The organism is Terracoccus sp. 273MFTsu3.1 (genome assembly GCF_000383675.1).
Taxonomy (GTDB): domain Bacteria; phylum Actinomycetota; class Actinomycetes; order Actinomycetales; family Dermatophilaceae; genus Terrabacter.
Genome location: NZ_KB911824.1, coordinates 34,343 through 59,243, shown reverse-complemented (window position 1 = coordinate 59,243; position 24,901 = coordinate 34,343). Strand labels below are relative to the sequence as shown.

The 24,901-nt window shown below is 71.5% G+C and carries 22 protein-coding genes; 4 read left to right on the top strand and 18 right to left on the bottom strand.

Features of this window, described 5'->3' with window-relative positions; genetic code table 11:
* Positions 1-7 precede the first annotated feature (7 nt).
* Positions 8-850, bottom strand: coding sequence for a winged helix-turn-helix transcriptional regulator (locus tag H283_RS0115390; protein WP_020144422.1), 843 nt, complete (start codon positions 848-850; stop codon positions 8-10).
* Between the two features lie 53 nt (positions 851-903).
* On the opposite strand from H283_RS0115390, the gene H283_RS0115385 reads away from it, so the two are divergent.
* Together H283_RS0115385 and H283_RS0115380 are read left to right on the top strand one after the other, a co-directional pair.
* Complete coding sequence (locus H283_RS0115385; protein ID WP_020144421.1) at positions 904-2,085, top strand: MFS transporter; 1,182 nt, start codon at positions 904-906, stop codon at positions 2,083-2,085.
* A gap of 116 nt (positions 2,086-2,201) precedes the next feature.
* Positions 2,202-3,101 (top strand): hypothetical protein, encoded by a 900-nt coding sequence (locus H283_RS0115380; protein WP_020144420.1) that lies wholly within the window; start codon positions 2,202-2,204, stop codon positions 3,099-3,101.
* A gap of 112 nt (positions 3,102-3,213) precedes the next feature.
* Here H283_RS0115380 and H283_RS0115375 read toward each other — a convergent pair whose 3' ends face one another.
* From H283_RS0115375 to H283_RS0115295, 17 genes are all read right to left on the bottom strand, one after another.
* Positions 3,214-5,190 carry a DUF2207 domain-containing protein gene (locus H283_RS0115375; RefSeq protein WP_020144419.1) on the bottom strand — a complete coding sequence of 659 codons (1,977 nt, stop codon included), beginning with the start codon at positions 5,188-5,190 and terminating at the stop codon, positions 3,214-3,216.
* Between the two features lie 78 nt (positions 5,191-5,268).
* Entirely contained in the window at positions 5,269-5,742 is a 474-nt protein-coding gene (gene smpB, locus H283_RS0115370) for an SsrA-binding protein SmpB (RefSeq protein ID WP_020144418.1), read from the bottom strand.
* 91 nt (positions 5,743-5,833) lie between these two features.
* Positions 5,834-7,336: a M23 family metallopeptidase gene (locus tag H283_RS0115365; protein WP_156023231.1), complete on the bottom strand. Its 1,503-nt coding sequence runs from the start codon at positions 7,334-7,336 to the stop codon at positions 5,834-5,836.
* Positions 7,337-7,507: 171 nt separating this feature from the next.
* Positions 7,508-8,413 carry a permease-like cell division protein FtsX gene (gene ftsX / locus H283_RS0115360; RefSeq protein ID WP_020144416.1) on the bottom strand — a complete coding sequence of 302 codons (906 nt, stop codon included), beginning with the start codon at positions 8,411-8,413 and terminating at the stop codon, positions 7,508-7,510.
* Between the two features lie 24 nt (positions 8,414-8,437).
* Entirely contained in the window at positions 8,438-9,337 is a 900-nt protein-coding gene (gene ftsE, locus H283_RS0115355; RefSeq protein ID WP_020144415.1) for a cell division ATP-binding protein FtsE, read from the bottom strand.
* 181 nt (positions 9,338-9,518) lie between these two features.
* The gene (locus H283_RS0115350; protein ID WP_020144414.1) at positions 9,519-9,989 is read right to left on the bottom strand and encodes a hypothetical protein; all 471 of its coding nucleotides are present in this window, start codon (positions 9,987-9,989) and stop codon (positions 9,519-9,521) included.
* Between the two features lie 134 nt (positions 9,990-10,123).
* Positions 10,124-11,236, bottom strand: a complete 1,113-nt coding sequence (gene prfB / locus H283_RS0115345; RefSeq protein ID WP_028785630.1) for a peptide chain release factor 2 — start codon at positions 11,234-11,236, stop codon at positions 10,124-10,126.
* A gap of 172 nt (positions 11,237-11,408) precedes the next feature.
* Positions 11,409-11,927 (bottom strand): matrixin family metalloprotease, encoded by a 519-nt coding sequence (locus H283_RS0115340; protein WP_020144412.1) that lies wholly within the window; start codon positions 11,925-11,927, stop codon positions 11,409-11,411.
* Between the two features lie 283 nt (positions 11,928-12,210).
* Positions 12,211-12,669 carry a lamin tail domain-containing protein gene (locus tag H283_RS0115335; RefSeq protein WP_020144411.1) on the bottom strand — a complete coding sequence of 153 codons (459 nt, stop codon included), beginning with the start codon at positions 12,667-12,669 and terminating at the stop codon, positions 12,211-12,213.
* A 204-nt stretch (positions 12,670-12,873) separates the two neighbouring features.
* Positions 12,874-14,382, bottom strand: a complete 1,509-nt coding sequence (locus tag H283_RS0115330; RefSeq protein ID WP_020144410.1) for a hypothetical protein — start codon at positions 14,380-14,382, stop codon at positions 12,874-12,876.
* A 116-nt stretch (positions 14,383-14,498) separates the two neighbouring features.
* Positions 14,499-15,020: a pilus assembly protein TadG-related protein gene (locus H283_RS0115325; RefSeq protein WP_020144409.1), complete on the bottom strand. Its 522-nt coding sequence runs from the start codon at positions 15,018-15,020 to the stop codon at positions 14,499-14,501.
* Complete coding sequence (locus tag H283_RS0115320) at positions 15,017-15,505, bottom strand: hypothetical protein (protein ID WP_020144408.1); 489 nt, start codon at positions 15,503-15,505, stop codon at positions 15,017-15,019. The genes H283_RS0115325 and H283_RS0115320 overlap by 4 nt, the downstream gene beginning before the upstream one ends.
* Positions 15,502-15,924, bottom strand: coding sequence for a TadE/TadG family type IV pilus assembly protein (locus H283_RS0115315; protein WP_028785628.1), 423 nt, complete (start codon positions 15,922-15,924; stop codon positions 15,502-15,504). The genes H283_RS0115320 and H283_RS0115315 overlap by 4 nt, the downstream gene beginning before the upstream one ends.
* Before the next feature lie 47 nt (positions 15,925-15,971).
* Positions 15,972-16,187 (bottom strand): hypothetical protein, encoded by a 216-nt coding sequence (locus H283_RS0115310; protein WP_020144406.1) that lies wholly within the window; start codon positions 16,185-16,187, stop codon positions 15,972-15,974.
* A gap of 53 nt (positions 16,188-16,240) precedes the next feature.
* A complete protein-coding gene (locus H283_RS0115305) occupies positions 16,241-17,218 on the bottom strand; it encodes a type II secretion system F family protein (protein ID WP_020144405.1) in 978 nt (325 codons plus the stop codon).
* Complete coding sequence (locus H283_RS0115300) at positions 17,215-18,084, bottom strand: type II secretion system F family protein (protein ID WP_020144404.1); 870 nt, start codon at positions 18,082-18,084, stop codon at positions 17,215-17,217. The genes H283_RS0115305 and H283_RS0115300 overlap by 4 nt, the downstream gene beginning before the upstream one ends.
* Positions 18,081-19,319 (bottom strand): CpaF family protein, encoded by a 1,239-nt coding sequence (locus H283_RS0115295; RefSeq protein ID WP_028785626.1) that lies wholly within the window; start codon positions 19,317-19,319, stop codon positions 18,081-18,083. Before H283_RS0115295 ends, H283_RS0115300 begins: the two co-directional genes overlap by 4 nt.
* Before the next feature lie 251 nt (positions 19,320-19,570).
* Here H283_RS0115295 and H283_RS0115290 point away from each other — a divergent pair, with 251 nt between their 5' ends.
* Positions 19,571-23,851 carry an FtsK/SpoIIIE domain-containing protein gene (locus H283_RS0115290; RefSeq protein WP_020144402.1) on the top strand — a complete coding sequence of 1,427 codons (4,281 nt, stop codon included), beginning with the start codon at positions 19,571-19,573 and terminating at the stop codon, positions 23,849-23,851.
* A 28-nt stretch (positions 23,852-23,879) separates the two neighbouring features.
* On the top strand, positions 23,880-24,830 hold the full coding sequence (locus H283_RS0115285) for an acyl-CoA thioesterase (protein ID WP_020144401.1): 951 nt from the start codon (positions 23,880-23,882) through the stop codon (positions 24,828-24,830).
* Positions 24,831-24,901 lie beyond the last annotated feature (71 nt).

Sequence of the window (24,901 nt, the reverse complement as noted above, 5' to 3'; positions counted from 1 at the left end):
GGGCGCCTCAGCCGCGTCCGAGCCCACGCACGAGGCTCAGTGCGTCCTCGACCGAACCCGTGACGTCCGGGATCGGGAAGAGGGTGGCGCGCACGACGCGGTCGCGGTCGACGACGAGCGTCTGCCGCTTGAGGCGGGTCGTGCCGCCCGCGCGGAAGGTCGGGAGGCGCAGCGCGGTCGTCAGCTCGAGGTCGGCGTCCGACAGCAGCGGAAAGCGAATGCCGTTCGCCGCGGCGAACTCGGTCTGCTCCCTCGGTCGCTGGGTCGAGACCCCGACGACCGAGGCCCCGAGGTCCGCGAACTCGCCGAGACGGTCGCGGTACGTGCACGACTCGAGCGTGCAGCCGATGCCACCCGGGATCTCGTCGGCCCCGGGGAACGCGTTGCCGGGGTAGCAGTAGACCACCGTGAACGGCTCGTCGGTGACGGGATCCAGGGTGTGCAGTCGCGGGATCGCCTGTCCGACGAGGCTGCTCACCCGGGTGGCCTCGTTGGAGTCCGCGGCGGCACCCGCGTCCGGGCGCCCGTCGCCGAGCAGCCACGTGTCGCCGAAGTCCTGCAGGGCAGCGAGGACGGGGAGCGCACCGCGGCCGAGGGCGCTGAGGACGTACTCGTGCCGGGGCGGACGGTCGGAGTAGGCGCGGCGCTCGAGGACGCCGTCGGAGACGAGGGCGTCGAGACGCTGCGCGAGGACCTTGCGCGAGATCCCCGTCTCGGTGACGAGCTGGTCGAAACGAGTGCATCCGCCGGCGACGTCACGCAGGACGAGCAGGCTCCACGGGTCGCCGAGGACGCCGACCGCGTGGGCGATGCCGCACGGGTCGACGGCGCTCGCATGTCGCCTCGTCACGTCCTCATCCTAACTTAGTTCCCAAAAGAGACTCACTGTGGTCTGATGTCCGGGTGCGCGACCTCCGAGACCTCCCGAGCGTCGTCTGGGTGCTGGCCGCAGGGCGCTTCGTCAGCTCGGCCAGCGCCTTCCTCATGCTCTTCCTCGTGCTCTACCTCACCGGACCGCGGGGGCTGGGTGTCGTGCCCGCGGGCATCATCGCCGGCTCGAACGGTGTCGGAGCGCTGCTCGGAAACGTCACGGGCGGCCGGTTCGGCGACCGCTACGGCCACCGTCGGGTCCTGCTCCTGACCGCCAGCCTCGTCGGGGTCCTCACGATCCTCATCCCGTGGCAGCCGGCGTGGCTGCTCGCCGTGACGATGCCGGTGACGGGCTACCTGGGCGCCGTCGCGTCGCTCGGGCAGGGTGCGCTCGCGGCACTCGCCGTGCCGGTCGGGTCACGCCGGTCGGCGGTCGCCGTGAGTCGCGCCGCCTCCAACGCGGGCTTCGTCATCGGGCCTCCCGTCGGCGCCCTGCTCGCCACGCGCGGCTACGACACGCTCTTCGTCGTCGACGGCGTCCTCACCCTCGTGCTGCGCCACGTCACGTCGCGCTTCCTGCCCGAGGAGGCGCCCACCGGCCCTGAGACCGATGCCCCGGCCGGGCTCTGGCGATCCCTCCGGGCGGACCGGTCCCTCCTGCTGCTCCTGCCCGGTGTCGTGCTCGTCGACCTCGTCTACCGTCAGCTCTACTCGACCCTCCCCCTGCACCTGCGCGACCACGGGCAGCCACTCGCGCTCTACACCCTCCTCGTGGCGATCGGCTCCGGCCTCATCCTCGCCCTCGAGATCCCCGTCGCCCTCTGGCTCCGGGACCGACCGGCCATCCCCATCATCGCGACCGGATACGCCCTCGTGGCAGTCGGTTTCGTCATCTTCGGGCTGACGTGGATGGGCGTCGCGGCCTCAGCCGTCGTCGCCATGGTGGTGCTCACCGCCGGCGAGATCCTCTACAAGACGACGGCCACCGCGCACGTCCTGGACGCGGCGCCCGCCCACCTCGTCGGCCAGTACCAGGGCCTCTACACCGGCGCCGCCACGAGCGGGACGATGCTCTCCGCCCCGCTGGGCGGGATGGTGTATGCCGCCGCGCCGGGTCTGCTGTGGCCGCTCTGTGGCGTCGTGGCCGGCGCGGGAGCCCTCCTCGCCCTCGCGTCGCGAGGACCCTCACGAGACGCCGAGCCGGCGGCGTCGTAGCGAGGGCGTGTATCACCGGGACCCGGCCCGGCACCGAAGGTCACATCGATCGTGCCTCCGGACCTGGTGACGCCCTCCCCCTCAGCCGAGCGTGCCGGCCGCACCCGGAGACGGCGATGGACACCAGGTCCCGGGGGAAGGACGGCGAGCCGTTCGCCGTCCTGCCGGGTCTCCACCACTCCACGGAGGCACCCATGCGCTTCATCAGCACTCTCGCCGTCGTCGCGGCGACCACTCTCGGCACCGTCGCCGCCGGCATCGGCATCGCCAACGCGGGGCCCAACGCCCCGACTCCCCCGCCGAACCCGTCGGCCAACCAGGTCGTCGCGGAGCAGACCGCGCTGGCGGCCACGATCGAGCCGAACCCCATGGCCGTCTACGTGCCGCTCAAGAACTGCCGGGTCGTCGCCACGGCCACGGCAGGCGGGAAGATCCCCAACGGCGCGACGCGCGACTTCCAGGTCACGGGCACGACGGGCTTCACCACCCAGGGCGGCACCTCGGGCGGCTGCGGCATCCCGGCCTACGCCACGGCCGTCAGCGCACGCGTCACCTCGACGGCCTCGGACGCCAACGGTGCGTTCATCGCCTATCCCACCGGCACCCCCGTCGGCCAGGGCACCCTCTACTACGCCAAGGGCGTCAACGTGACGACCGGCTCGAACCTGCAGATCGGCACCGCCGGCAAGGTCACGGTCAAGAACGTGCAGGGCCCGTCGCACCTCGCGATCGACGTCAACGGCTACTTCTCACCCCAGATCCAGGGACACGTCGAGCTCGACGGCACGCTCACCTCCGGCACCCCGCTCGTCGTGAGTGCCCTGCGGAGCACCACCGGCGTCTACCAGGTGACGACCGCACGCAACGTCTCCACCTGCGCCGCGCACGCCGACCCTGACGGGTCCGGCGGCTACATCTCCAGCGCCGTCCCCTCGGGCAGCACGGTGACCGTCTACACCTATGCCCTCAACGGCACGCCGACCAACATCCGCTTCACCCTGAGCGTCACCTGCTGAGCCGTCACCTGTGAGCCGTCACCTGTGAGCCGTCACCACGGCGGCGGTACGCACGAGGGACGCGACGAGTCCGGCGGATCTCCGCCGGACTCGTCGCGTCTCGTGAGTACGGCTACCAGGAGCCGGAGGACGACCCGCCGCCACCGCCGCCTGAGAAGCCACCACCGCCGGAGAAGCCGGACGATCCCGACGAGCCCGGCGTCGAGGTGAAGGTGCCGGTCGACGTCGTCGAGAAGGAGTCGACGCCGTCGGCGATGCTCGTGAAGTCCGGGAAGGCGTTGCCGCTCCAGACGTACCACGTCGGCATCACGAGCGGCTGGTTGGCGGCCTCGGCCGCCTTCGCGACGTCGGCGAACGTGCTGGCCCACCGGTCCGCGACACCGAAGACGACGGCATACGGCAGGTAGCGGCTGAAGATGTTGGACGCCTCCTCGAACTCGATCTGCCCGGCCTCGGCGGTCGTGAGGTACTCCTTGAAGCCGAGGGACTGGGCGAGCACGGCCGAGCCCTCGGCCGTCTTGGCGGCCATCCGCCCGCCGAGGAACCAGACGATGAGGCCGGCGACGACGAGACCGATGCCGAGGGCGACCCCGCCACCGAAGCTCCCGCCGAGGATCGCGCTGATCGCGGGTCGGCCGTAGAAGAGCATGAGGCCGCCGAGCACGGCGATGACGAGCCCGAGGCCCTGCCACGCGCCGCGCTGGGTCTGGGGCGAGGAACGGAACCAGCCCCGCGTCACGACCTCCTCGTACATCCCCGCCTGGATGCGCTTGAGGGTGCTCGCGAAGGTGTTCTTCAGCTCCGAGAGGCGCACGACGTCGCCCCGGCTCGAGAAGATGCCGTCGAGCAGCTGGCGCTCGTAGGGCAGCAGCCGCTCGTCGGCCGGGGGCGCGAGCCGGGTCAGCGTCCAGTCGGTGCGGCTGAAGACTCCCCCGCCGTCGCTCTCCTCGATCCGGATGAAGCCGCGCACCGCGAGGTCGATGACCGTGGCCGACACGTCGATCGGGTTGGCGGTCTCGTCGATGATGGTGCCGACCATGCCCGGCTGCACACCCTTCGGCGGCTGGAACTGGACCGCGACGGTGCCCGAACCACCGCGGACCGTGGCCGCGCCCGGCGTGCCGTCGCCCGTCGCACCGGTGCCGTAGGCGGGCGAGAGGCCCGGCGTGAGGTCGGCGTAGCGCTCGTCGCGACCGCGGGTCCACACGAGGGCACCCATCACGGCCAACGCCAGCACCGGGGCGCCGATCGCGCCCGCCCACGCGGCGGCGTTGGCTGCCGGGGCCGCGTCGGAGCCGATCGACGATGTCGAGTCACCCTGTCGGACGTCGGGCCGCACGTCGCCGAAGGCCGAGGCGGGATAGGAGGCGAGCACCGACATGGCATCGCCCGCGGTGAGCCCGGTGGCCGAGAAACGGGCCGGGTCACCCGACGTCGCCTGACAGGGGGTGGCCGAGCGGTCGACGCCCTGGTAGCAGGCCACCTGGGTCGGCGGCGCGGGCGCCTTGACGGTGATCGAGACGCGGTCACGCACGGTCGTCTCGTTGGTCCCGAAGACGTTGTAGTAGAGCTCGACGGTGTCGGCCTTGCTCGAGTCGGCGGCCGGCTTGCCGTCGGCGGTGATCGGGTTGAGCACGTCGTGCAAGGTGTAGCTGACCGTGTAGACCTGCGTGCCGCTGGTGTACTCGTCGGCGGAGCCGATCCGGATCTCCTTGGCCGCACCGTTGTCCGTGACGCGGAAGGCGTCGGGGGCGCCGCTCGGGCTCGACACCGCAACGTCCGTCAGGTCGTAGTAGCGGTAGCGGTTCTCCTCGCCGTTCCAGCCCATCCGCACGACGACGTCGCGGAAGATGCCGTGCTTCTGCTCGCCGCTCGGGAAGCGCCACGTGATGGTCTCGGTGACCTTCATGCTGCCGTCGGGCTGCACGTCGTAGACCGCCGCGAAGGCGTCCATCCCCTCGTCGCCCGCGGCTCGGGCGCCGGCAGCCGGGGCGAGCACGAAGAGGGCGACCGCCAGGAGCAGACCCAGCACGCCGAGTCGGCGTCCGCGCGTCACGCTCGATCGGGTCGGTCCGGTCGGTCCAGCCATCGGAGTGCCTCCACGTCGTTGGTCCCTTGCATCCTGACACCGGACGCAGCGTCGGGTCGCGCGGTTCCGGCGGAAGGGTCAGCGGCGGCGGTTGGCCGCGCTCATCGCCCGGTCGGCCTCACGGTTGTCCTGGCGCTCGCGGAGCGCATGACGCTTGTCGTACTCCTTCTTGCCGGTCGCGATGGCGATCTCGACCTTGGCGCGGCCGTCCTTGAAGTAGAGGGACAGCGGCACGATGGTGCGCCCGCTCTCACGGGTCTTGTGCGCGATCTTCGTCAGCTCGGCGCGGTGCAGGAGCAGCTTGCGCTTGCGACGCGGGGCGTGATTGTTCCACGTGCCGTTGTGGTACTCGGGGATGTGGACGTTCTCGAGGTAGAGCTCGTCACCGGTGAACATGGCGAAGCCGTCGACGAGGGACGCACGCCCCATCCGCAGCGCCTTGACCTCGGTGCCGGAGAGGACGATGCCCGCCTCGAAGGTGTCGTCGATGAGGTAGTCGTGTCGGGCCTTGCGGTTGCTCGCGATGAGCGACCGCCCCTTCTCCTTCGGCACCGGACCGTCCTTCCGCCTTTGAGGGTGTGTGGTCAGCGCACCAACGCTACCCCGACGGAGCCCTCGGCTCAGAGTCGGTTTTGTCCGGGGGTCAGAGCCACTTGCGGGGGTTGACCGGCGTGCCGTCCTCGTAGGTGCCGAAGTGCAGGTGGCAGCCCGTCGAGTAGCCCGTCGTGCCGGAGTAGCCGATGAGCTGGCCGCGGTTCACGCTGCCGCCGAACTTCACGATGCTCGACAGGTGGTTGTAGCTCGTGACGAGGTCGACGCCGCGGTGGATGCCGTGGTCGATGAGGATCTGGTTGCCCCAGCCGCTCGCCCGCCAGCCCGCGCGGATGACCTCGCCCGGCGCCGCGGCGTACACCGGGGTGCCGCACGGGATGCCCCAGTCGAGACCGTCGTGGAGCATCCACTTCTGGAGCACGGGGTGCCACCGCATGCCGAAGCCGGAGGTCGTCGGGCCGACGGCGGGATAGCTGAGGTAGTTCGACGGCGTCGGGTCGCTCTGCACCGGCGGCGGCGTCTTGGGGATGTAGACCTGTCCACGCCTTTTGGCGGCGGCGGCCTTGGCCCGCTCGGCGCGGATCTTGGCGGCGCGCTCGGCCCGCAGCCTGGCCTGGCGCTTCTGCTCGGCGATCCTGGCCTTGCGGGCCCGCTCGACGAGGACGGCCTGCAGGCGGGCCGACTCGGCGCGGGCGGAGGCGAGGTCTGCGGCCTCACTCTGCTTCTGCACCGCGAGGTCGGCGGTGTAGGCCGACTGCTTGGACTTCAGCTGGTCGAGCTGCGTCTTGGCCGCGGCGGCGTTCTGGGCAGCGGTGACGGCGTTGTTCTTGGCGACGATCGCCTGGTTCTTGGCCTGGGTGGCGGCCGCGGCAGCTGCCTCGGCCCCGCGCAGCGCGGCCTCGGCCTGACGCTTGAGCTCGGCGATCTCGCCGCGCACCGAGGTGAGGTACGAGCGGGTCGAGGTGTTGTCGGCCGTCATCGCGGCGAGCTTGTCGATGGTGTCGCTGGCAACCGCGCTCGCGGTGTCGGCCATGACGAGCCGGTTGGCGAAGTCCTCCGGCGAGGTGGATCCGAAGACCATGCCGAGCTGGGACTCCTGGCCCGACCCCTGGAAGACCTCGGCGGCATACGAGTCGAGGGCGTCCTGGCTGCTGACGAGGTCGGCGCCGCTCTTGGCGAGCTGCTCCTTGGCGCGCTGCTCGTTGGCCCGGGCCACGGCGAGCTTCTGGGCCACGGCCTCGTTGTGGGCGCGGGCCTTCGCCTCGGCGGCGATCGCGCGGGCCTCGGTGGCCTCGGCCGCGACCTGGGCGGCCTGGGCGCGCACCTGGGCCGCCTGCGCGGAGGTGACGCGCTGCTGGGCGATCGGGAGCGCCGCGTTGGTGCGCTGGAGGTTGACGTAGGCGCGCGCGAGCGCGGCGTTGGTGCCCTCGAGCTGCTGACCGAGCGCCGCGATCTTCTTGTCGTTGCGCTTCTTCTGGTCCGACACCGAGTCAGCACGCGCGACGAGCGCCGATCCCAGGGAGACGGAACACGTGATGACGAGCCCGGCGGCCGTCAGTCTGGTCGCGGGCCCGCTCTTCTCAGAACGCCTCATGAGCCACATATGCTCCATTGGTACCACACGTCACTCGCGTTGGGGAGAAATCGTCACGATCGCGCCATCGCGTCGATGTGGATCGAGAAGCCGTCGACCGGCGGGGACAGCATGCGACGCCGCTCCGGCGCCCGGGAGCGAATTCGGGAAATCTTGCAGTTCGGGCGCGCGTCAGACGCGCAGGTAACGGCGCAGCGTCACCCAGGAGGTGAGGCTCGAGAGCACGATGACGCCGACGACGACGAACGGCGCGACGTAGTAGACGTCCGCGACCCCGATGAAGGCGGTGTCCGTCAGGGTCTGGCTCAGGAAGCCGACGACGCCGTAGCGCACCGTGGCCCAGAGCATGCCCATCGCCAGGACCGCGCCGAACACGCTCGACAGGACGGTCTCCATGACGAACGGGAAGCGGATCGTGAAGTTCGAGGCGCCGACGAGGCGCATGATGCCGGTCTCGCGCCGGCGGCTGAAGGCGGTCTGGCGGATCGTCGTCGAGATGAGCATGACGGCCGCGAGGACCATGAGCGACGAGAGCGCGATCGCCGCCCACGACACGGTGTTCATGAAGGTGAAGAACTTCTCGAGGAGCTTCTTCTGGTCCTGGACGTCGGCGACCCCGGGCATGCCCTTGATCGAGCTCGCGACGACGTCGAACTTCCCGGCGTCGTTGAGGTTGACCCGGTAGGAGTCGGCGAAGTAGGACTCCCCCGCCCGCGCGAGCGGGGAGTTCTTGTAGGTCTGCTTGAATCGCTCGTACGCCTCGTCGCGCGACTCGTAGTAGACCTCCTTGACCGTCGGCTTCAGCGCCTCGAGCTCGGCCTTGATCGCCGTGCGCTGGGCGTCGGTGGTGGCCTCGCCCGCGCAGTTGGTGAAGCGGGTCTTCTCGGCGCAGAGCATCACCGTGACCTGGACGCGGTCGTACCAGTAGTCCTTCATGGTGTCGACCTGCCGCTGGCCCATGAGGCCGAGGCCGAGGAGGTACATCGAGATCATCGTGACGATGACGACCGAGACGGCCATCGAGAGGTTGCGCCGGAGGCCGTTGCCGATCTCGCCGAGGAGGAACTGGAATCGCATGTCGTGTCTCGCTTCGTCTCGCGCTCAGCGGTCGCTCGTCTGGACGGCCTTGTGCCGCCGGAACATTCCGCCCTTGCTGCGTGGCGCGTCGGCGTCGCGCCCGATGGGCGGCAGCCCCTCCGGCTCGTCGTCCGTCTCGTATGCCGCAGGGTCCCCGTCGTCGTAGCCGTCGGACACCTCGGGCTCGGCCGCGCGGCGCGGCGCCTCGGCCTCCTCGTCGAGCCGGATGCGCGGGATGGAGCCGGTCGTGTAGTCGCCACCTTCCATGTCGCTGACGAGAACGCCCCGGTCGAGGCGGATGACGCGCTTGCGCATGGCGTTGACCGTGACGGTGTCGTGGGTGGCCATGACGACGGTCGTACCGGTGCGGTTGATGCGGTCGAGCAGCTGGACGATGCCGAGGCTCGTGTCGGGGTCGAGGTTGCCGGTGGGCTCGTCGGCGAGCAGGATCGGCGGCCGGTTGACGAAGGCCCGGGCGATGGCGACGCGCTGCTGCTCACCGCCCGAGAGCTGGTGCGGCAGGCGCTTCTCCATGCCGGCGAGACCGACGAGCTCGAGCGTCTCCGGCACCGTCTGGCGGATGCGGGCCCGGCTGCTGCCGAGGACCTGGAGGGCGTAGGCGACGTTCTGGAACACCGTCTTGTTGGGCAGCAGGCGGAAGTCCTGGAAGACGCAGCCGATCTCGCGCCGCAGCGCCGGCACCTTGCGCTCCGGCAGCCGGTCGAGGTCGCGACCCGCGACGAGGATGCGCCCCCGGGAGACGTCCTGCTCCTTCATGACGAGCTGCATCATCGTCGACTTGCCGGACCCGGAAGTGCCGACGACGAAGGCGAACTCACCGCGCGGGATCTCGAGGCTGACGGCGTCGAGGGCCGGACGAGTCGTCCGCGGGTAGGTCTTCGTGACGTTCTCGAAGAGGATCATGCGACGGGCCTCGACTCGTACTGGACATCAGCTGGGCATCAGCGGGACGGCGGCTGGCCCCGGTGGCACGTGACGGCATACGCCGGTGTGAACAGGACCGGCTCCGAGGCTACGGGCCGACGGGCGAAACCCCCGGAAAACGGCCGGCCCCGGCGTGGCGGCCCGCGGTGCCCGGCAGGGCTCAGCAGACGAGGGTCGTGAGGCCCTGGGCCGACTCCGAGCCGGCGCGGGAGAGCTTGCCCCAGCCCTGCGTGCAGAACGAGGTCGTGCGCACCGGGGTCGAGTAGCTCAGCTGCTGGCGGTTGGCGCTCGTCGTGAAGCCGCGCGTCTCGGGCTCGCCGCGGACGGCGACGCCGGCGAGCGAGCGGTAGGCGAAGCCGCGCACGTGGTACTGGTCCCAGACGTAGACGGAAGCGAAGTTCATCCACGCCGACCCACGGGCGTCGTGGCACCAGCCGATGTACTGGCGGACCGTGAAGGCGGACATGCCGAGGTCGGACACGACCTTCCGGTCGCCGATCTGGCGGACGCTGCTGCACGGTGGAGAAGTGCTGGTGGTGGCGGCGGACGCGGAGGGCGCCAGCCCGACGGCGATGGTGGCGGCGGCGAGCAGGGCGGCGAGGGTCGTGACGACGCGGTGGAGGGGTGACATGGGCGGAACCTCTCAGGCGGGAGCGTGAGCTGCGCCGACCCACCGTGGGCGGGGGCCGTCGGGTGGAGCCGACGACGTGACCCTACGAGCGCAGAGGCCGTCGCGCCCGCCGAACGACGAGATCGCCCGAAATGTCAGTCCTCGCGGCGGTTCTCGCCGATCTGCCACCGGATGCCGGCCTCGATGAAGCCGTCGATGTCGCCGTCGAAGACCGCGCTCGGGTTGCCGGTCTCGTACTCCGTGCGCAGGTCCTTGACCATCTGGTACGGGTTGAGCACGTAGGAGCGCATCTGGTCGCCCCAGCTGGCCTTGACGTCGCCTGCCATCTCCTTCTTCACCGCGGCCTCCTCGGCCTTGCGCTGCAGGAGCAGGCGCGACTGGAGGACGCGCAGGGCGGCGGCGCGGTTCTGGATCTGGCTCTTCTCGTTCTGCATCGAGACGACGATGCCGGTCGGGATGTGCGTCATGCGCACCGCCGAGTCGGTGGTGTTGACGCTCTGGCCGCCGGGGCCGCTCGAGCGGAAGACGTCGACCTTGAGCTCGTTCTCGGGGATGTCGACCGAGTCGTCGCTCTCGATGAGCGGGATGACCTCGACTGCGGCGAAGCTCGTCTGGCGACGGCCCTGGTTGTCGAACGGGCTGATCCGGACCAGGCGGTGCGTGCCGGCCTCGACGGAGAGGTGGCCGAAGGCATACGGCACGTTGACCTCGAAGGTGGCGGACTTGAGGCCCGCCTCCTCGGCGTAGGAGGTGTCCATGACCTTCGTCGGGTAGCCGTGGCGCTCGGCCCAGCGGAGGTACATCCGCATGAGCATCTCGGCGAAGTCGGCGGCGTCGACGCCACCGGCGCCGGAGCGGATCGTGACGACGGCCTCGCGCTCGTCGTACTCCCCCGACAGCAGGGTGCGCACCTCGAGCTCGCCGACGTCCTTCTTGAGCGTCGCGAGGTCGCGCTCGGCCTCCTCGAGGGTGGCGGCGTCGCTCTCCTCCTGGCCCATCTCGACGAGGGTCTCGAGGTCCTCGATGCGCGCGTCCATCCCGAGGATGCGGTCACGCTCGGAGTTCGCGCGGGACAGGGCGCTCGTGACCTGCTGCGCCGCGTCGGGGTCGTCCCAGAGGTCCGGGGCGGAGGCCTGCTGCTCGAGCTCGTCGATGGTCCGGGCGAGCTCGTCGAGGTTCGTGACCCCGCGCACGGAGTCCATCGTCGCGCGCAGGTCCTTGATCTCTTGCGTGAAGTCAACAGCCACGAGGCAGCAGCCTACGGCAGCGGCGAGCCGCCCCGCGCACGCCGGGCGCCGTGCTGGGCGACGCTTCCCGACCCGTCATGAGGGCCGCCGGGACGCGCATCGGGCCCACGGCATACGCCATGGGCCCGATGTGGTTGCGGTGCAAGCTCCCCCGAGCAGTGGTGCAGGTCGGTCAGTAGTCGCCGGCCATCCACTGGATGTCCGCGCCGCTGGGGCGGGTCATCGCCGTCGCGGAGCTGGTGGCGGCGTACATGACGCTCTTGAGGTTGGGCGAGTGGGGCAGTCCACCGCAGTGGCCGAGCTCGTGGATGGCCATGTGCTCGGAGTAGAGCTCGTTGGCGAAGGCCGGGCCGAGCTTGACCGTGCAACCGGTGATGACCGCGCCGCTCGTGACGAGCGAGGCCTCGCCGATCGCGCCGCTCGCCGGCTGCTCCGGGAGCACCTTGATGTTGGCCTTGGTGGCGTCGGTCGTCATGCTGACGTTCCAGCCCGACTTGCGCCACTCCGAGACGGCCTCGGCGACCTTGAACCTCGTGTTGGCGCCGGTCGCGTCGTAGACGAGGGCCGGGCTGCTCCAGTGGCCCCAGTAGGCCGGGTTGACCGTGGGGGTGGGCTTGGCGGCCTGCGAGGGTGCGGCCGCGCCGACGGCGAGACCGACGGCTGCGAGGACGACGAAGATGATCCGCTTCATGTGCCTTCTCCTGCTGTGGGGGACGTGCTGGGGGCTCAGGACTGATAGGGCTCCATGCGTGTGCTCGGACAGACGCCGAGACCACCCGTGGGGTAGGTGGTCTCGAGGGGAATGGCGCTGTTTGTCCAAATTATCGATTTCGTGACGTAATGCGGCCCTTTTGACGATCTCTTGACCATTACTGGCGCTTTGTTGGGACAACTCCCAGATATGGGGGCGCGACGAAAGGCCCGCCCCGGGGTGCGGGACGGGCCTTCGACGTGCGGCGTGCGGAGCTCGAGACTCAGCAGTACTTCGCGGTGCCGCCACCGCTCCACGCGCACGTGTCGACCGTCGTGCCCGAGGCGTTCTTGAGGTATGCCGTGTCGCCCGAGTTGTTCCAGAGGTACCAGGTCTTGTTGTAGTAGCGATGCGTCGACGTCGCGGACCCGCGGCCGGTGTGGACCGTCACGGTGGCGCCCGCCTTGAGGGTGAAGGTCGGGAACCGGTAGGTGTAGCCGGTCTTGTCGCGCAGGGTCCAGCCGGTGAGGACGCGGTTGCTGCGCGTCGTGTTCTTGATGACGACGTACTCGGCGTTGAGGCTCGTGTTGCTGCCGGTGTCGGAGCCGGGCGAGTCGTACTGGACCTTGTAGATCATGATCGCCGGCAGCGCCTGGGCCGAGGTCGCGGCGGAGATGGGTGCGGCCACGGCGAGGCCGAGACCGGCGGTGGCCACGAGGGCCTTGGTGATGAACGTGCGCATGCTTCCCTGTCTGTCGTCGCGGCCCCGTGGCCGCGGGACGTGCGGATGGCGCCGCCCGTCGGGCGGCGCCATCACTCCCTGTCTCGACGCGCCACGCCGCCAGGCCTTGGACGTGCTGGGCGGTGTGGGCGTCGTCGACGGACGCTAGTGCGGATCGGTCTGACCCGTGGGCGTTTTGGAGGATTTGCGTCGTTGAGCTGGGGATCAGGGGTTGGCGACGTCCTGGGTGCGGCCCAGCTTCCCCCCGACCACGCCGGTGCGGGCCACCACCCCTGCCGCGAGGACGGTGTTGGAGGACACGTCGAGGCACAGGTAGGACAGCGACTGGGTGCCGTCGGTCGAGAAGCGGTCGGCGAGCCAGAGTGCCCGGTTGGATGTCGTCATCGTGACGTCGCCCTTGCCGGCGCGGACGAGCACGACGTGGGTGATGGGCCGCCCCTCGGGGACGGACGACGCACCAGCTCGGGGCGGGAGGTGGAGCCACTCGAGCATGCGCGCCGTCGCCCACGCCGAACGGCCGGGGGCCGGCGTGGCCGCGACCGAGACGAGGAACGCATCGACCTGGGCGAGCACGAGCGTCCCCTTGTCGGCCACGAGCGTCACGGCGGCCAGGTGCTCCTGAGCGGCAGCGAGGGCGAGGCGCGCCGTCTCGACCGCGTCCTCGAGGACGGACTTCTCCGAGTCCTGGACGGGAGGGCGGGCGACGAGCTCGGCGAGGTCGGACCTGGCCGACGCCACCGCGCGGTCCGCCTCGGCCACGGCTGTGGCTGCCTCCGCCTTGGCCGTCGCGAGTCGGAGCAGCGCGGCTGCGAGGTCCTCCCGCCGTGCCGCGAGGCGGCCGAGCCGCTTCTGCAGCGGACTGCGACCCAAGGTCCGGAAGGTGTCGAGGGACACCGTGCATCCGGCAGCGGCGAGTGCGCCGACGACCGCGACCGCACACGTGGAGTCCTCGTGCGTCACGGCGGACGTCGCGACGGTGCGGTCCGCCACGAAGAGGTTGAGCACGCCCGGGACCAGCTTCGCGACGGCTGCCACCGCCGCGCCGACGCCGGTCACGTCGAGACCGGGAGCGGTGACACCCCCCGGGCCGAGCTCGTCCCCTCCCCGGGTCGTGCCGGGGCCGGGCGCCTCCTGCGCCCCGGGCTCCTGCAGCGACAGCTCCGCGTCGAGGACCGTGCGGACCCGACCGCGGAGCTCGGCGAGCGTGGAGAGCACCTGCCAGTAGACGGCGTCCCCCGCAGCGAGCTCGGGGTCGGTGGTGACGAGCAGCGCCGGCGTGGAGAGATCGTCGGGAAGAACGTCCGTGACCTGCTTCGCGGCCTCGGTCGCCGCCGCGCCCAGAGCGAAGGTGCTCACGGCCACGCCCCGCACCGGGTCGCCGGTCACGGTCAGGGCGCTCTTCTCGAGCTTGCTGAGGTCAGGCACGAGCGCCGTGGCCGTCGCCGTCCGGGCCGCGGCCGCGTCGCGCTCTGCCTCGGCCGCTGTCTTGAGGTTCGTCGCGTCAGTGGCAGCGACGGCCGTCGAGCGCTGGGCCGCCTCGTTGTCCGCCGTGGTCTTGTCGGCGGTGGCCCGTGCCTGGTCGGCGTCGGCCCGGGCCTTGGCGGCGTCGGCCGTGGCCTTGTCCGCCTCGGCCCGTGCCTTGTCTACGGCTGCTTGCTGGGCCTCGCGCCGCAGGTCAGCCGGAAGGTGCTCGTACGGATCGGGGTCGGGCACGGCGGCTCCTGACGATCGGCGACGCGGATCAGGCGGTTGCGCCAAGTATGTCCCTCGCACCTCCCTACGGGTCGGTGATCACGCCACGTGGTTCGCTCGCCGCGTCGCAGCCCCGATCACCCCAGCGGCGCGCGGGCCCGTGACGTCACGGTGATGGTGACGCTGCCACCGAGGGACTCGAGGACCCAGCCGCTCATCGGCAGCGTCGCCGTCCCCTGGATGGTCACGACGGCCGTGGCGCCGTCGCTCGTGCCGGTGTCGGGGAGGACGGACCACGAGGTGATACCGGACGGCAGCGGCGTGCGCGCCAGGTGTGCGGTGGCGGCGCTGGCCACGGACGCGTCGGTGATGGCTAGCTGGTCGAGGACGCCACCCTCGTAGGCGGCTCGCTCGTCCAGCGTGTCGGCGGCGTCGAGAGCCGCCGAGTCCGCGGCGTCGAGCAGGCGCATCCGCGCCAGCTGGGCCGCGGTGACGTCGACCGCGCCCAGGACCAGGAGGGTCGCGAGGACGAACAGGCCGAGGGCGAGGACGCCGATCTGGCCCTCGTCGCGGGCTCGCCGGACGCGGAGCCGGCGGGCGAGCCGGACTCGGAGCCGGCGGGCGACGGCCTGGGAGCGGACGGCATACGTGCTCGTCATCGCGCCACGAACCGGTCGACGGAGGCGACGTGCGTCGACGAGATGGTGACGGAGGCCGGCACGTGGGCCGCGATGAAGTCGGGCACGAGCGGGAGCCGGACCTCGATCGTCGCCGTGGAGGTCACCGTTCCATCGGGTCGCAGGCAGGGCGAGCCGTCGCAGGCGACGGCGACCGCTGCGTTGTCCTCGAAGGAGAAGTCGGTGAAGGCCAGCTGAGCCGCCGCTCGGGCACGGGCGTAGGCGTCGTCGTCGGACGGCGCCGTGACGAAGGCACGACCGGCCTCCCGCCCGGCCAGCGACGCCGAGAACGAGGCGGCCTGGAGGCGGGCCGCCGTGAGCACGAGGTAGGTGAGCGGGATCAGGAGCAGGATGCCGAGGAAGATGAACTCGAGGATGGCGCGACCCGTCTCCCCGTCGCCGCGACCGTCACCGCCGCTGCCACCGCGGCCGGCGGCCCGGGCCACCACGTCCTGCGGCCGGATCATCGGCTCGCTCCGGCCACGACCTGTTCCTCGCTGAAGGCGCGACCGGACGCCGTGAGCGCGCCCGCTGGTCCGATCGGACCGATGACCGGCAGCGGCGCCGTCACGCGGACCTCCACGACGCGTACCCCCGAGGCGGTGACAGATCGGGTGGCGCTCACGTCCTGGGCGAACGTCGCACTCAACGCCGAGGTGATGAGCGCCTCGGTGCGTGCGACGCCGTCACCCGGCTCCGCATCGGCCCGAGCGCCGTAGCGGGCGCCCTCGGACGCGGCCGAGATCAGCGTGTTGCGCACGTAGAGGGCCAGGCCGAGCTGGAAGACACCCATCGCCACGACCAGAAGGAGTGCAGCCACCATGACGAACTCCGCTACGGCAGAACCTTGCTCGCGATCGGCTGCCTTGGTCGCTCGGTTCGCCAGACGGGTCAGGATCGACCCGGGGCTCACCGCGGCCGGGTCGGCGGACCTCACGGGCCCTTGACGTCCGAGATGGCGTCGCTGAAGAGCTGCCCGAGCTGGGGGCCGGCGAGGGCCCACAGGGCGGTGACGAGGCCAGCGGTCATGATCGTGATGAGGACCCAGCCGGGGACGTCGCCGCGGTCACGAGAGCCGGCGATCCGGCGCGACACGGCGGTCGTGACTGCCGCACGGGCTCGGGCGTGTGCCGTGATGATGCGGTTCATTCTCTTTCTCCCTGTGTTTGATTGCGGTGAAAGGACATTCGGTGGGCCGGGTGTCAGAGCTTGAGATGGAGGAAGCTGAGGCCCGGGTAGAGCGCGAAGAGCACCGTCACTGGCAGGGTGAGGAACACGATGGGCACCATCATGTAGATCTCCTTCTTCCCGCCCTCCTCCATGAGGGTGCGTCGCCCGTCCTCGCGGACGTCCTGCGCCTGGGCCCGGAGCACGTCGGCAAGCGGCGTCCCGCGCTCGACGGCGACGACGATGCCGTCGACGAAACGGCTCAGGCTCATCAGCCCGGTGCGGTCTGCGAGGCCCTGGAGCGCCGTGGGCAGGTTGGCTCCCGCGCGAGCGTCCGCCAGGCACCGGCGCAGCTCGTCGGACAGCTCTCCTCGGGACAGACGGCAGACGCGTTCGAGGGCGCCGACCGCTCCTTCCCCTGCGCTCACGGCCAGGGCGAGCAGCTCTGCCACGGTGGGAAACTCGGTGAGCATCCGAGCCTCGCGGCGGCTCGCGGCACGGCTGAGAAGGTAGTCGCGACCGGCGATCCCGCCGAGCACTCCGACGATCACCATCGACACGAGGACCGGCACGGGGAAACGCCGCTGCGCGACGGCGACGAGGGCAGTGAAGGCGAGACCAGCCAGTCCCCCGGCTGCCCCGGCCATGACCTGCTCGGCGCGAAACCGTTCGACGTCCGCCGGCTGCCCCGCACGGAGCTGGCGGCGCGCTACGGACGGGGCACCCCCGACGAGCGAGCCCACCCCTGATCCCAGCCTGGCCACGTAGGGCGCGAGCAGCTCGCCGAAGCCGAACGGCCCACGTGGCGGGGCCGGCCGGGAGAGCAGCGTCGACGGGCGGGGCGTGTCGCGCAGGTAGGGCTCGAGGCGGTCGTCGAGGGTCGGACGGCGGCTCGCGGGCAGGCCCGCGACGACGAGAGCGACCCCCGCGACAAGGAGTACGCCCGCGCTCGCGCCGACCCACGACCACCCGTCGGTGACGAGCTGGCCGAGTCGACCCGCCAACCCGTTCACCGGAGCACCCGCTCTTCCTCGGGAAGTCGCCCGATCCACACCATGGCCCGGTAGGCCACGACGCACAGGGCGGCGCCGACCGCGAGGACGGCCCAACCCGTGGGTGACGAGTAGGCCGCGAGCGAGCTGCCGTTCAGGGCGAGCAGCCCGAGGACGACCCACGGGGCACCGGCCGCGAGACGGGCCGCGTTGACCGTCCAGCTCTGCCGGGTCTCGAGCTCGGAGCGAGTGCGGGCGTCCTCACGCAGGAACGACGACAGCGTGCGGAGCAGCTTCCCGAGGTCACTGCCACCGACCTCGCGCGCGATCCGGAGCGACTCGACGATGCGGTCGCCGACCGGGTCGCTGAGGCGGTCCTTGAGCCGGTCGAGACAGTCGTGGAAACGTCCTGTCGTCCGGTAGTCCTCCGCGAACGCGGCGAAGGCGGGACGCAGCTCGGCCGGACCGCGGACGGCGAGCTGCGACAGTGCCTCGGGGAGCGCCAGGCCCGCGCGCACGCCCGACGTGATGTTGTCGACGACGTCGGGCCACAGGTCGCGAAGCTTGTTGCGGCGCTTGCGTGCCCGCATCCGCACGAGCGAGAGCGGGATCGCGCCGGCCATGAGGCTGAAGCACAAGGAGATCGGGACGACGCGCGTCAGGGCGAGGACCAGGATGAAGGCGACGACGAAGAGCACCACCGACCCGGCGACGACGTTGCCGGGCGTGACCGACGAGTATCCGGCCTGGGTGAGGTGGTCACGCAGCTCGACCATGAAACCGCCCCGGTCGGCCTTCTCGCGAGCGGGCTCCTGGGGCCAGAACGACCAGTAGACGAAGAAGACGCCGACGCCTAGCACCAGGCCGATCGCGAGAGGCGAGATCATGAGTTCGCCTGACCGAGAAGGGCCGCCACGTCGTATCCGGCCCGCTCGAAGGCCTCCCGATGGGGCGGGAACCCGTCGGCCCGTTGCAGGGCACCGTCGCGCGTGACGAAGAGGTCCGCGATCTCGATGACGTCCCCCTCGGCCCGTCCGGGGACGGCGACGATCTCCCGGACCCTACGAACACCGTCGCGCTCGAGGGCGACGTGGACGACGACGTCGACCGCTGCCGCCACCGTCGGCACGACGAAGCGGCTCGAGACGTTCTCGCCGGCGAGGAGCGGCAGCGTGCACATCTTCGTGACGGCCTCGCGGGCGCTGTTGGCGTGCACGGTGCACATGCCCGGTACCCCGCTGTTCAGGGCGATGAGCAGGTCGAGACTCTCCTCCTGGCGCACCTCGCCGACGATGATGCGCGACGGACGCATGCGCAGTGCCTCCTTGACGAGGCGCCGCAGCGGGACCTCGCCCGTGCCCTCGAGGCTGGGCTGGCGGCACTGCATGGCGGCCACGTCGCGCTGCGGGATCTTCAGCTCGAAGACCTCCTCGCAGGTCACGATGCGCTCGCGCGGCGGGATCGCGGCGGCGAGGCAGTTGAGGAGCGTCGTCTTGCCTGCCTGCGTGCCACCGGCCACGAGGACGTTGAGACCGCTGGCGACGGCGGCCTCGAGGAACGTGGCCGCCTGTCGTGGCATCGTGCCGAGACGGACGAGGTCGTCGAGGTGGTCGGCCTTGACGACGAACTTGCGGATGTTGACCTGCCAGTGGGCTCTGCTGATGTCGGGGATGACGACATGGAGCCGTGAGCCGTCGGCGAGCGTCGCGTCGACGAAGGGGCTGCTGAGGTCGACGCGCCGGCCGCTGCTCTTGAGCATCCGTTCCACGAGGTCGCGCACGTCGTCGGCCGTGAGGATCGTGGGGGTCAGCTCGGCGATGCCACCGCGCGCCACGAAGACGCGCGAGGGCTCGTTGATCCAGATCTCCTCGACCGCGGGGTCGTCGAAGTACTGCTGGAGCGGACCGTATCCGGCGACGACGGCAAGGATCGAGTGAACGGCGATTCGCTGGTCTCCGAGCGTCGGCAGACCTCCGTGGAGGGAGCGCTCGTCGTAGTCCTGCACGGCGTCCTGGACTAGACGGCGTACGGCTTTGGAGTCACGTGCGGGGTCGAGACCCGAGCGACGGATCAGCTCACGGACCTCGCCCTCGACGTGGCGCACCGCTTCCTGTGTGGACATGCGTTCCCCTGAACCCTGTGAGTTGCTACGCCCGACATCCTGCCCGGACTGCCCCGATCTGGCGCGTCCAAGCTAGGTCAAATGCGATCAAACGCGGGATCTTCCTCCACAGGGCCGCCGTCGGTCGGTGCGAGCGCGGGGCACCGTAGCGAGCTGCATGATCCCCCCGCCGCCATCGTCCACACCTGTGCACACGACGGAGGGCGGGCGGCACGGGGGCTGTCTCATGGGGGGACGAGAAGGAGGACCTGGTGCGCCTGACCATGACCGTCGTCGACACCCGTGTGCCCGGCGCGCGTCCGCGACACGTGACGATCGAGGCCCCGTCAGGCACACGCTTCGGGGAGATCCGTCGCGAGCTCACCGAGATCTCCGGCGTCCCGAGCTGCGGCTTCCGCACCGACGGCCACCTCGTCACCGACGACGCCCTCGTCGGGGCACCGCCCCTCCTGCGGGGCGCTCTGCTGACCATCACTCGTCCGGACGATCCCGCCGTGATCGCGGCGGGTCGCGGCGCGGTGGAGCTGCGGCTCGCCGGTGGGATCGGCGCAGGACGGCTCGTGCGCCTCGGTCGGGGCGAGCACGTGGTCGGGCGCGCTGCGTCCGCGGACGTGCGCCTCGACGACCCGGGCGTCTCCCGCGCTCACGCGGTCGTCACCGTGACTCCCGACCACGTCAGCGTCGTCGATCACCACCCGACCAACGGGTCACGCATCGACGGGACGCTGCTGCCGAGCCACGGGGCGCGTCTCGAGCCCGGTCAGCTGCTGACCGTGGGGTCGACGACGCTCATCCTGGGCGGCGTGGACGTCCGCGGCGGCCATCACGAGGTCGTGGACGGCGAGGTCCGGATCCACCGCCAGCCGCGCTTCCGCGACGCGGGCGTCACGTCGTCGGTGACCTTTCCCGAGGTCCCGTGCCGCCCGGACCGACACCGCGCACCGCTCCTGACGTCGCTGGCTCCGGTGGCCCTGTCGGCCGTGCTCGCCGTAACACTCTCCTCCCCCGCCCTCCTCCTCTTCGCCCTCATGTCGCCGGTCCTCCTCATCGGACAGTGGTGGAGCGACCGACGCGCAGGTCGGGTGTCGTACCGCCGGCAGGTCCGTGAGCACGCCGTACAGCTCGCCGAGGCCCGCAACGACCTCGCAGAGGCCGTCGCGGCGGACGTGACCCGACGGCGCGAGGGCCATCCCGACCTGGGCCACCTCGAGGCCGTCGCCCGCCGACGCGGGACCCGGCTGTGGGAGCGACGGCCCTCGGACGACGACCACCTGGTGCTCCGCCTCGGGACCGCCACCCAGCCGACCCGGGTCGACGTGCGTGGTCCGGCACCCGACGGCGTACCCCACGTGAACGGGCTCCCCGCCCTGCTGGATCTCGCGACCTCAGGTGTCGTCGGCGTCGCAGGCCCCCGGGACCACACGCTCTCGCTCGTCGGCGGCCTGCTCCTGCAGGTGGCGACGTGGCACACGCCCCGCACCGTCCAGGTCCACGTCCTCGCCGACACGCATGATCACGCGCTCGACTGGGAGTGGGCCGCGCACCTGCCCCACGTCCGGGACGACGACGGGTCGCCGGCGCGCGTCGCCGGCCGAGCGGCAGACGTGGCACGCCACGTCTCGGCCCTCCGCGAGCTCGTAGACAGCCGAGGTGCGGCGGTCGACGGTCGCTCGACGGGTTCACGGCGTCCCGCTCCCGACGTCGTCGTCCTCCTCGACGGAGCCAGCGGGCTCCGGGCCCGTCCGGGAGTCGCCGACCTGCTGCGCGCGGGACCCGAGTCCGGGATCGTCCTCGTCTGCGTGGACAGGGACGTGTCCGCCCTTCCGGCCGAGACGCGCGCCACGGTGGAGCTGGACGGCTCCGCACCGTCGGCCACGGTGCGAGCGGACGGGCGCGCCCTCACGGAGGTGGCCCCGGACCTGCCGTCGATCGGCTGGCTCGAGAGCGTCAGCCGGGTCCTGGCGCCGTACGTCGACGCCACACCGGAGTCAGGATCGGCAGCGCTGCCCCGGCACGTGTCGTTCGTCGAGCTGCACCGGGAGGCGGGCGTCGACCCCACGACCGGCGAGGGCCTGCTGCGGTCGTGGGCACGCAGCACCGGTCGTCCCGTCGCACTCCTCGGGCGGTCGACCGAGGGCAACCTCACGGTCGACCTGGCGACGGACGGGCCGCACGTGCTCGTCGGCGGGACCACGGGGTCGGGCAAGTCGGAGCTCCTCCAGTCCCTCGTCACCGGCCTCGCCGTGAGCAACCGGCCGGACGAGCTGGGCCTCCTGCTCGTGGACTACAAGGGTGGATCGGCCTTCGGCGACTGCGCCCGACTACCGCACACGGTCGGCATCGTCACCGACCTCGACGCGCACCTGACGGCGCGGGCTCTCACGTCGCTCGATGCCGAGATGAAGCGCCGTGAGCGGCTGCTAGCGCGGGCGTCCGCGCGTGACCTCGACCACTACCGGCGCTCCGCGGGCGTATGCCGTGAGCTCCCTCCGCTGTCCCGTCTCGTCATCGTCGTGGACGAGTTCAAGGCCCTCGCCGACGAGTTCCCCGACTTCATCGCGGGCCTCGTGCGCGTCGCGGCCCTCGGTCGGTCGCTCGGTCTCCATCTCGTGCTGGCGACCCAGCGCCCCGCGGGCATCGTCTCGGCCGACATGCGGGCCAACGTCGCCCTGCGCATCGCGCTCCGGGTCCGTGACCGCGCAGACAGCGAGGACGTGGTCGACGCCGTAGACGCCGCCTCGCTCGACCCGCGAGCGCCCGGACGAGCCTGCCTGCGCTCGGGCGACCGGACCCTCACGACCGTGCAGACCGCCTACCTCGGGGACCCGCTGGCCGTAGACCCCGGCACGACGGATCGGACCCGCGTCGTCCTGCGCGACCTGCTGTCCCCGGTCGAACCTCCCACGGACGTCGCGGACGACCAGCCTCACCCCACCGAGCTCCTCGCCGTCGTCGACGCAGCGCGCGACGCTGCTCGCCGCGCCGCAATCCCGTCCCAGCCCTCTCCCTGGCTGCCGCCACTGCCGACCGAGCTGACCCCGGCCGACGTGATGGCCGCTGGGCGCTCGTCGGGGTCGCCGTCGGCGCTCGACGTGCCGATGGGGCTCGTGGACGTGCCCGACGAACAGCGCCGGGGCACCCTCTGGTGGCGCGCGGGCGACCGGGGCCACCTCGGCATCGCCGGTGGGCCACGCTCGGGGCGCTCCACCGCGCTCGTCACCCTCGCCCTCGGCCTTGCCGCGAGCGCCTCACCCGACGACCTGCACGTGCACGTGCTCCAGGGCGTCGCCGGGCCGTGCGCTGCGCTCGCGTCGCTCCCACACGTCGGGACCGTGACCGACGGCGCAGACCCGACTCGCACCCGACGCGTCGTCACCCGCCTCCTCCGGATGGTCGACGGCGCCGAGCCCGCGGCTCCCCGCACCGTCGTGCTCGTCGACGGCTGGGAGTCGCTCGAAGAGGCCCTGTGCGGCGTCGACCACGGCGCTGCCGTCGACGAGCTGCACCGCCTGCTCCGGGACGGCCCCCGTGCGGGAGTGAGGTTCGCCGTGACGGGTGGGCGGGCCATCCTCTCCGGCCGCCTGCCGGGTCTGCTCGACCACCGGCTGGCCCTCCACCTGCCCGACCCGCTGGACCTCACCCTGGCCGGCGTTTCCCCCGAGCTCGCCACCACGACGAGGACGCCAGGACGGGCGATCGACCTCGTGAGCGGCCACGAGGTGCAGCTGGCCGCGACCTCAGACGTCGCGCAGGCCGTGGCAAAGGTCGTGGACGTCCACCGTGGCCGCTCTCGGGAGCGACGCGATCGCGTTCCCTGGCGCATCGCGGCGCTGCCGGAGCAGGCGCGGCTCGAGGACCTTCCGCCGGCCCACGACGACCTGTGGGTCGGTGTCGGCGGTGACGACGCCGCACCCCTGGCCCTGCCGTTCGGGGACGGTCTCCGCCGCGTCGTCGTCGCGGGACCGAACCGGTCCGGACGCTCGACCACCCTGGTGACCCTCGGCGAGCAGCTGGTCCGGCTGGGACGACGCGTTCTCGTCGTCAGTCCACGCCGCTCCGTCCTGTCCCTGTGGGCGGACGGCCGCGCGTGCCCGATCCTGACACCACACGACGCCACGGAGCTCATCGGCGTTCGGCGTGGCGATCCGGATCTGTGCCTGCTCGTCGACGACGCCGAGCTCGTGGACGGCAGCGGGGTCGAGGCGGCGCTGCTCGAGGCCGCTCGCCTCGTCGACGGCACGGAGGGCATCCTCGTGGTCGCAGCGGAGCTGACCCGCGCGAACGGCGCCTTCCGGGGACTCCTCCCCGAGGTGTCACGCGACGGCGTCGGGATCCTGCTCGGCGCGACGTCACCGGGAGACGGCGACGTGCTGGGCGTCCGTCTCGAGATCGAGGGCACGCGCCGCCCTGGTCGCGGCCACCTCGTGGTCCACGGCGGCTCGACACCGGTCCAGGTGGCGCTGGTCGATCCGACGACAGGCCGGACGTCGGACTCGCCACGCACGATCGGGCCCGCTCTGCCACTCTCGTGACGCACACCCCCGGCCCCAGGAGGACCCCATGCCGCGCGGCGCCCGAGAGATCACCCTGCGCTTCCTCGCCGCACCCACCGACGCGGGCTACTCCGGCACGGTCGGCGGCGGACGCGTCCTCGAGTGGATCGACAAGGCGGGCTACGCCGCGGCCGCGGGATGGAGCGGGACCTACAGCGTCACGGCATACGTCGGCAACGTGCGCTTCACCCGGCCCGTCCAGGTCGGCGACCTCGTCGAGGCCACGGCACGCATCATCCACTCCGGCACGACGAGCATGCACATCCTCGTCACCGTCTCGGCGGGCAACCCCAGGGACGGCGAGCTGCGGCCGACGACCGACTGCATCATGGTCTTCGTCGCCGTCGACGAGCGGGGCCGCCCGACCCCGGTCGCCCAGCTCGTCCCCGAGGACGAGCACGACCGCGAGTGGCAGGAGAGCGCGGTCACCCGGATCGGTCTGCGCAACGAGATCGCCGCAGCCATGGCCGCTCAGACCTACAGCGACGCCGGCACGGCACCCCGCGTCGTCCTGCGCTTCCTCGCAGCCCCGACCGACGTCAACTGGGGCGGCAAGGTGCACGGCGGGATCGTCATGCGCTGGATCGACGAGGCTGCGCACGTGCTCGCCACGCAGTGGACCGGCTCGGCGTCCAACGTCGCCGTCTACGCTGGCGGGGTCCGCTTCTACCGACCGCTCCGGATCGGACACCTCGTGGAGGTGGAGGCGCGGCTGCTGCTCACCGGCACCTCCAGCATGCACATCAGCGTCCACGTCCGCTCGGGTGATCCCTCGACCGGCGACCTCGACCTGACGACCCACTCGCTCATCGTCTTCGTGCCGCTCGGCGTCGGCGGCACCGCCATCGCCGCGCGCCCGTGGGTGCCCGTCAGCGCTGAGGACGTCGCGCTGCGCGACCACGCGCAAGCCCTCGTCGAGATGCGCAACGAGGTAGACGCCGAGCGCCACATCCCCTGAGCCGCCGTCAGTGGGAACCACCGTTCGCCCATGAACTCACGTCATCATGGGTACCGTCGATGGATCACTCC

Bases quoted from the DNA above. Each gene is read 5' to 3' on its own strand.
- H283_RS0115320 (WP_020144408.1), bottom strand. From the start codon at position 15,505: ATGATCCGGCCGCAGGACGTGGTGGCCCGGGCCGCCGGCCGCGGTGGC.
- H283_RS0115295 (WP_028785626.1), bottom strand. From the start codon at position 19,319: ATGTCCACACAGGAAGCGGTGCGCCACGTCGAGGGCGAGGTCCGTGAG.
- H283_RS0115375 (WP_020144419.1), bottom strand. From the start codon at position 5,190: ATGGCTGGACCGACCGGACCGACCCGATCGAGCGTGACGCGCGGACGC.
- H283_RS0115310 (WP_020144406.1), bottom strand. From the start codon at position 16,187: ATGAACCGCATCATCACGGCACACGCCCGAGCCCGTGCGGCAGTCACG.
- H283_RS0115335 (WP_020144411.1), bottom strand. From the start codon at position 12,669: ATGCGCACGTTCATCACCAAGGCCCTCGTGGCCACCGCCGGTCTCGGC.
- H283_RS0115285 (WP_020144401.1), top strand. From the start codon at position 23,880: ATGCCGCGCGGCGCCCGAGAGATCACCCTGCGCTTCCTCGCCGCACCC.
- H283_RS0115350 (WP_020144414.1), bottom strand. From the start codon at position 9,989: ATGTCACCCCTCCACCGCGTCGTCACGACCCTCGCCGCCCTGCTCGCC.
- H283_RS0115365 (WP_156023231.1), bottom strand. From the start codon at position 7,336: ATGAGGCGTTCTGAGAAGAGCGGGCCCGCGACCAGACTGACGGCCGCC.
- H283_RS0115300 (WP_020144404.1), bottom strand. From the start codon at position 18,084: ATGATCTCGCCTCTCGCGATCGGCCTGGTGCTAGGCGTCGGCGTCTTC.
- ftsE (WP_020144415.1), bottom strand. From the start codon at position 9,337: ATGATCCTCTTCGAGAACGTCACGAAGACCTACCCGCGGACGACTCGT.
- H283_RS0115340 (WP_020144412.1), bottom strand. From the start codon at position 11,927: ATGAAGCGGATCATCTTCGTCGTCCTCGCAGCCGTCGGTCTCGCCGTC.
- H283_RS0115380 (WP_020144420.1), top strand. From the start codon at position 2,202: ATGGACACCAGGTCCCGGGGGAAGGACGGCGAGCCGTTCGCCGTCCTG.
- H283_RS0115325 (WP_020144409.1), bottom strand. From the start codon at position 15,020: ATGACGAGCACGTATGCCGTCCGCTCCCAGGCCGTCGCCCGCCGGCTC.
- ftsX (WP_020144416.1), bottom strand. From the start codon at position 8,413: ATGCGATTCCAGTTCCTCCTCGGCGAGATCGGCAACGGCCTCCGGCGC.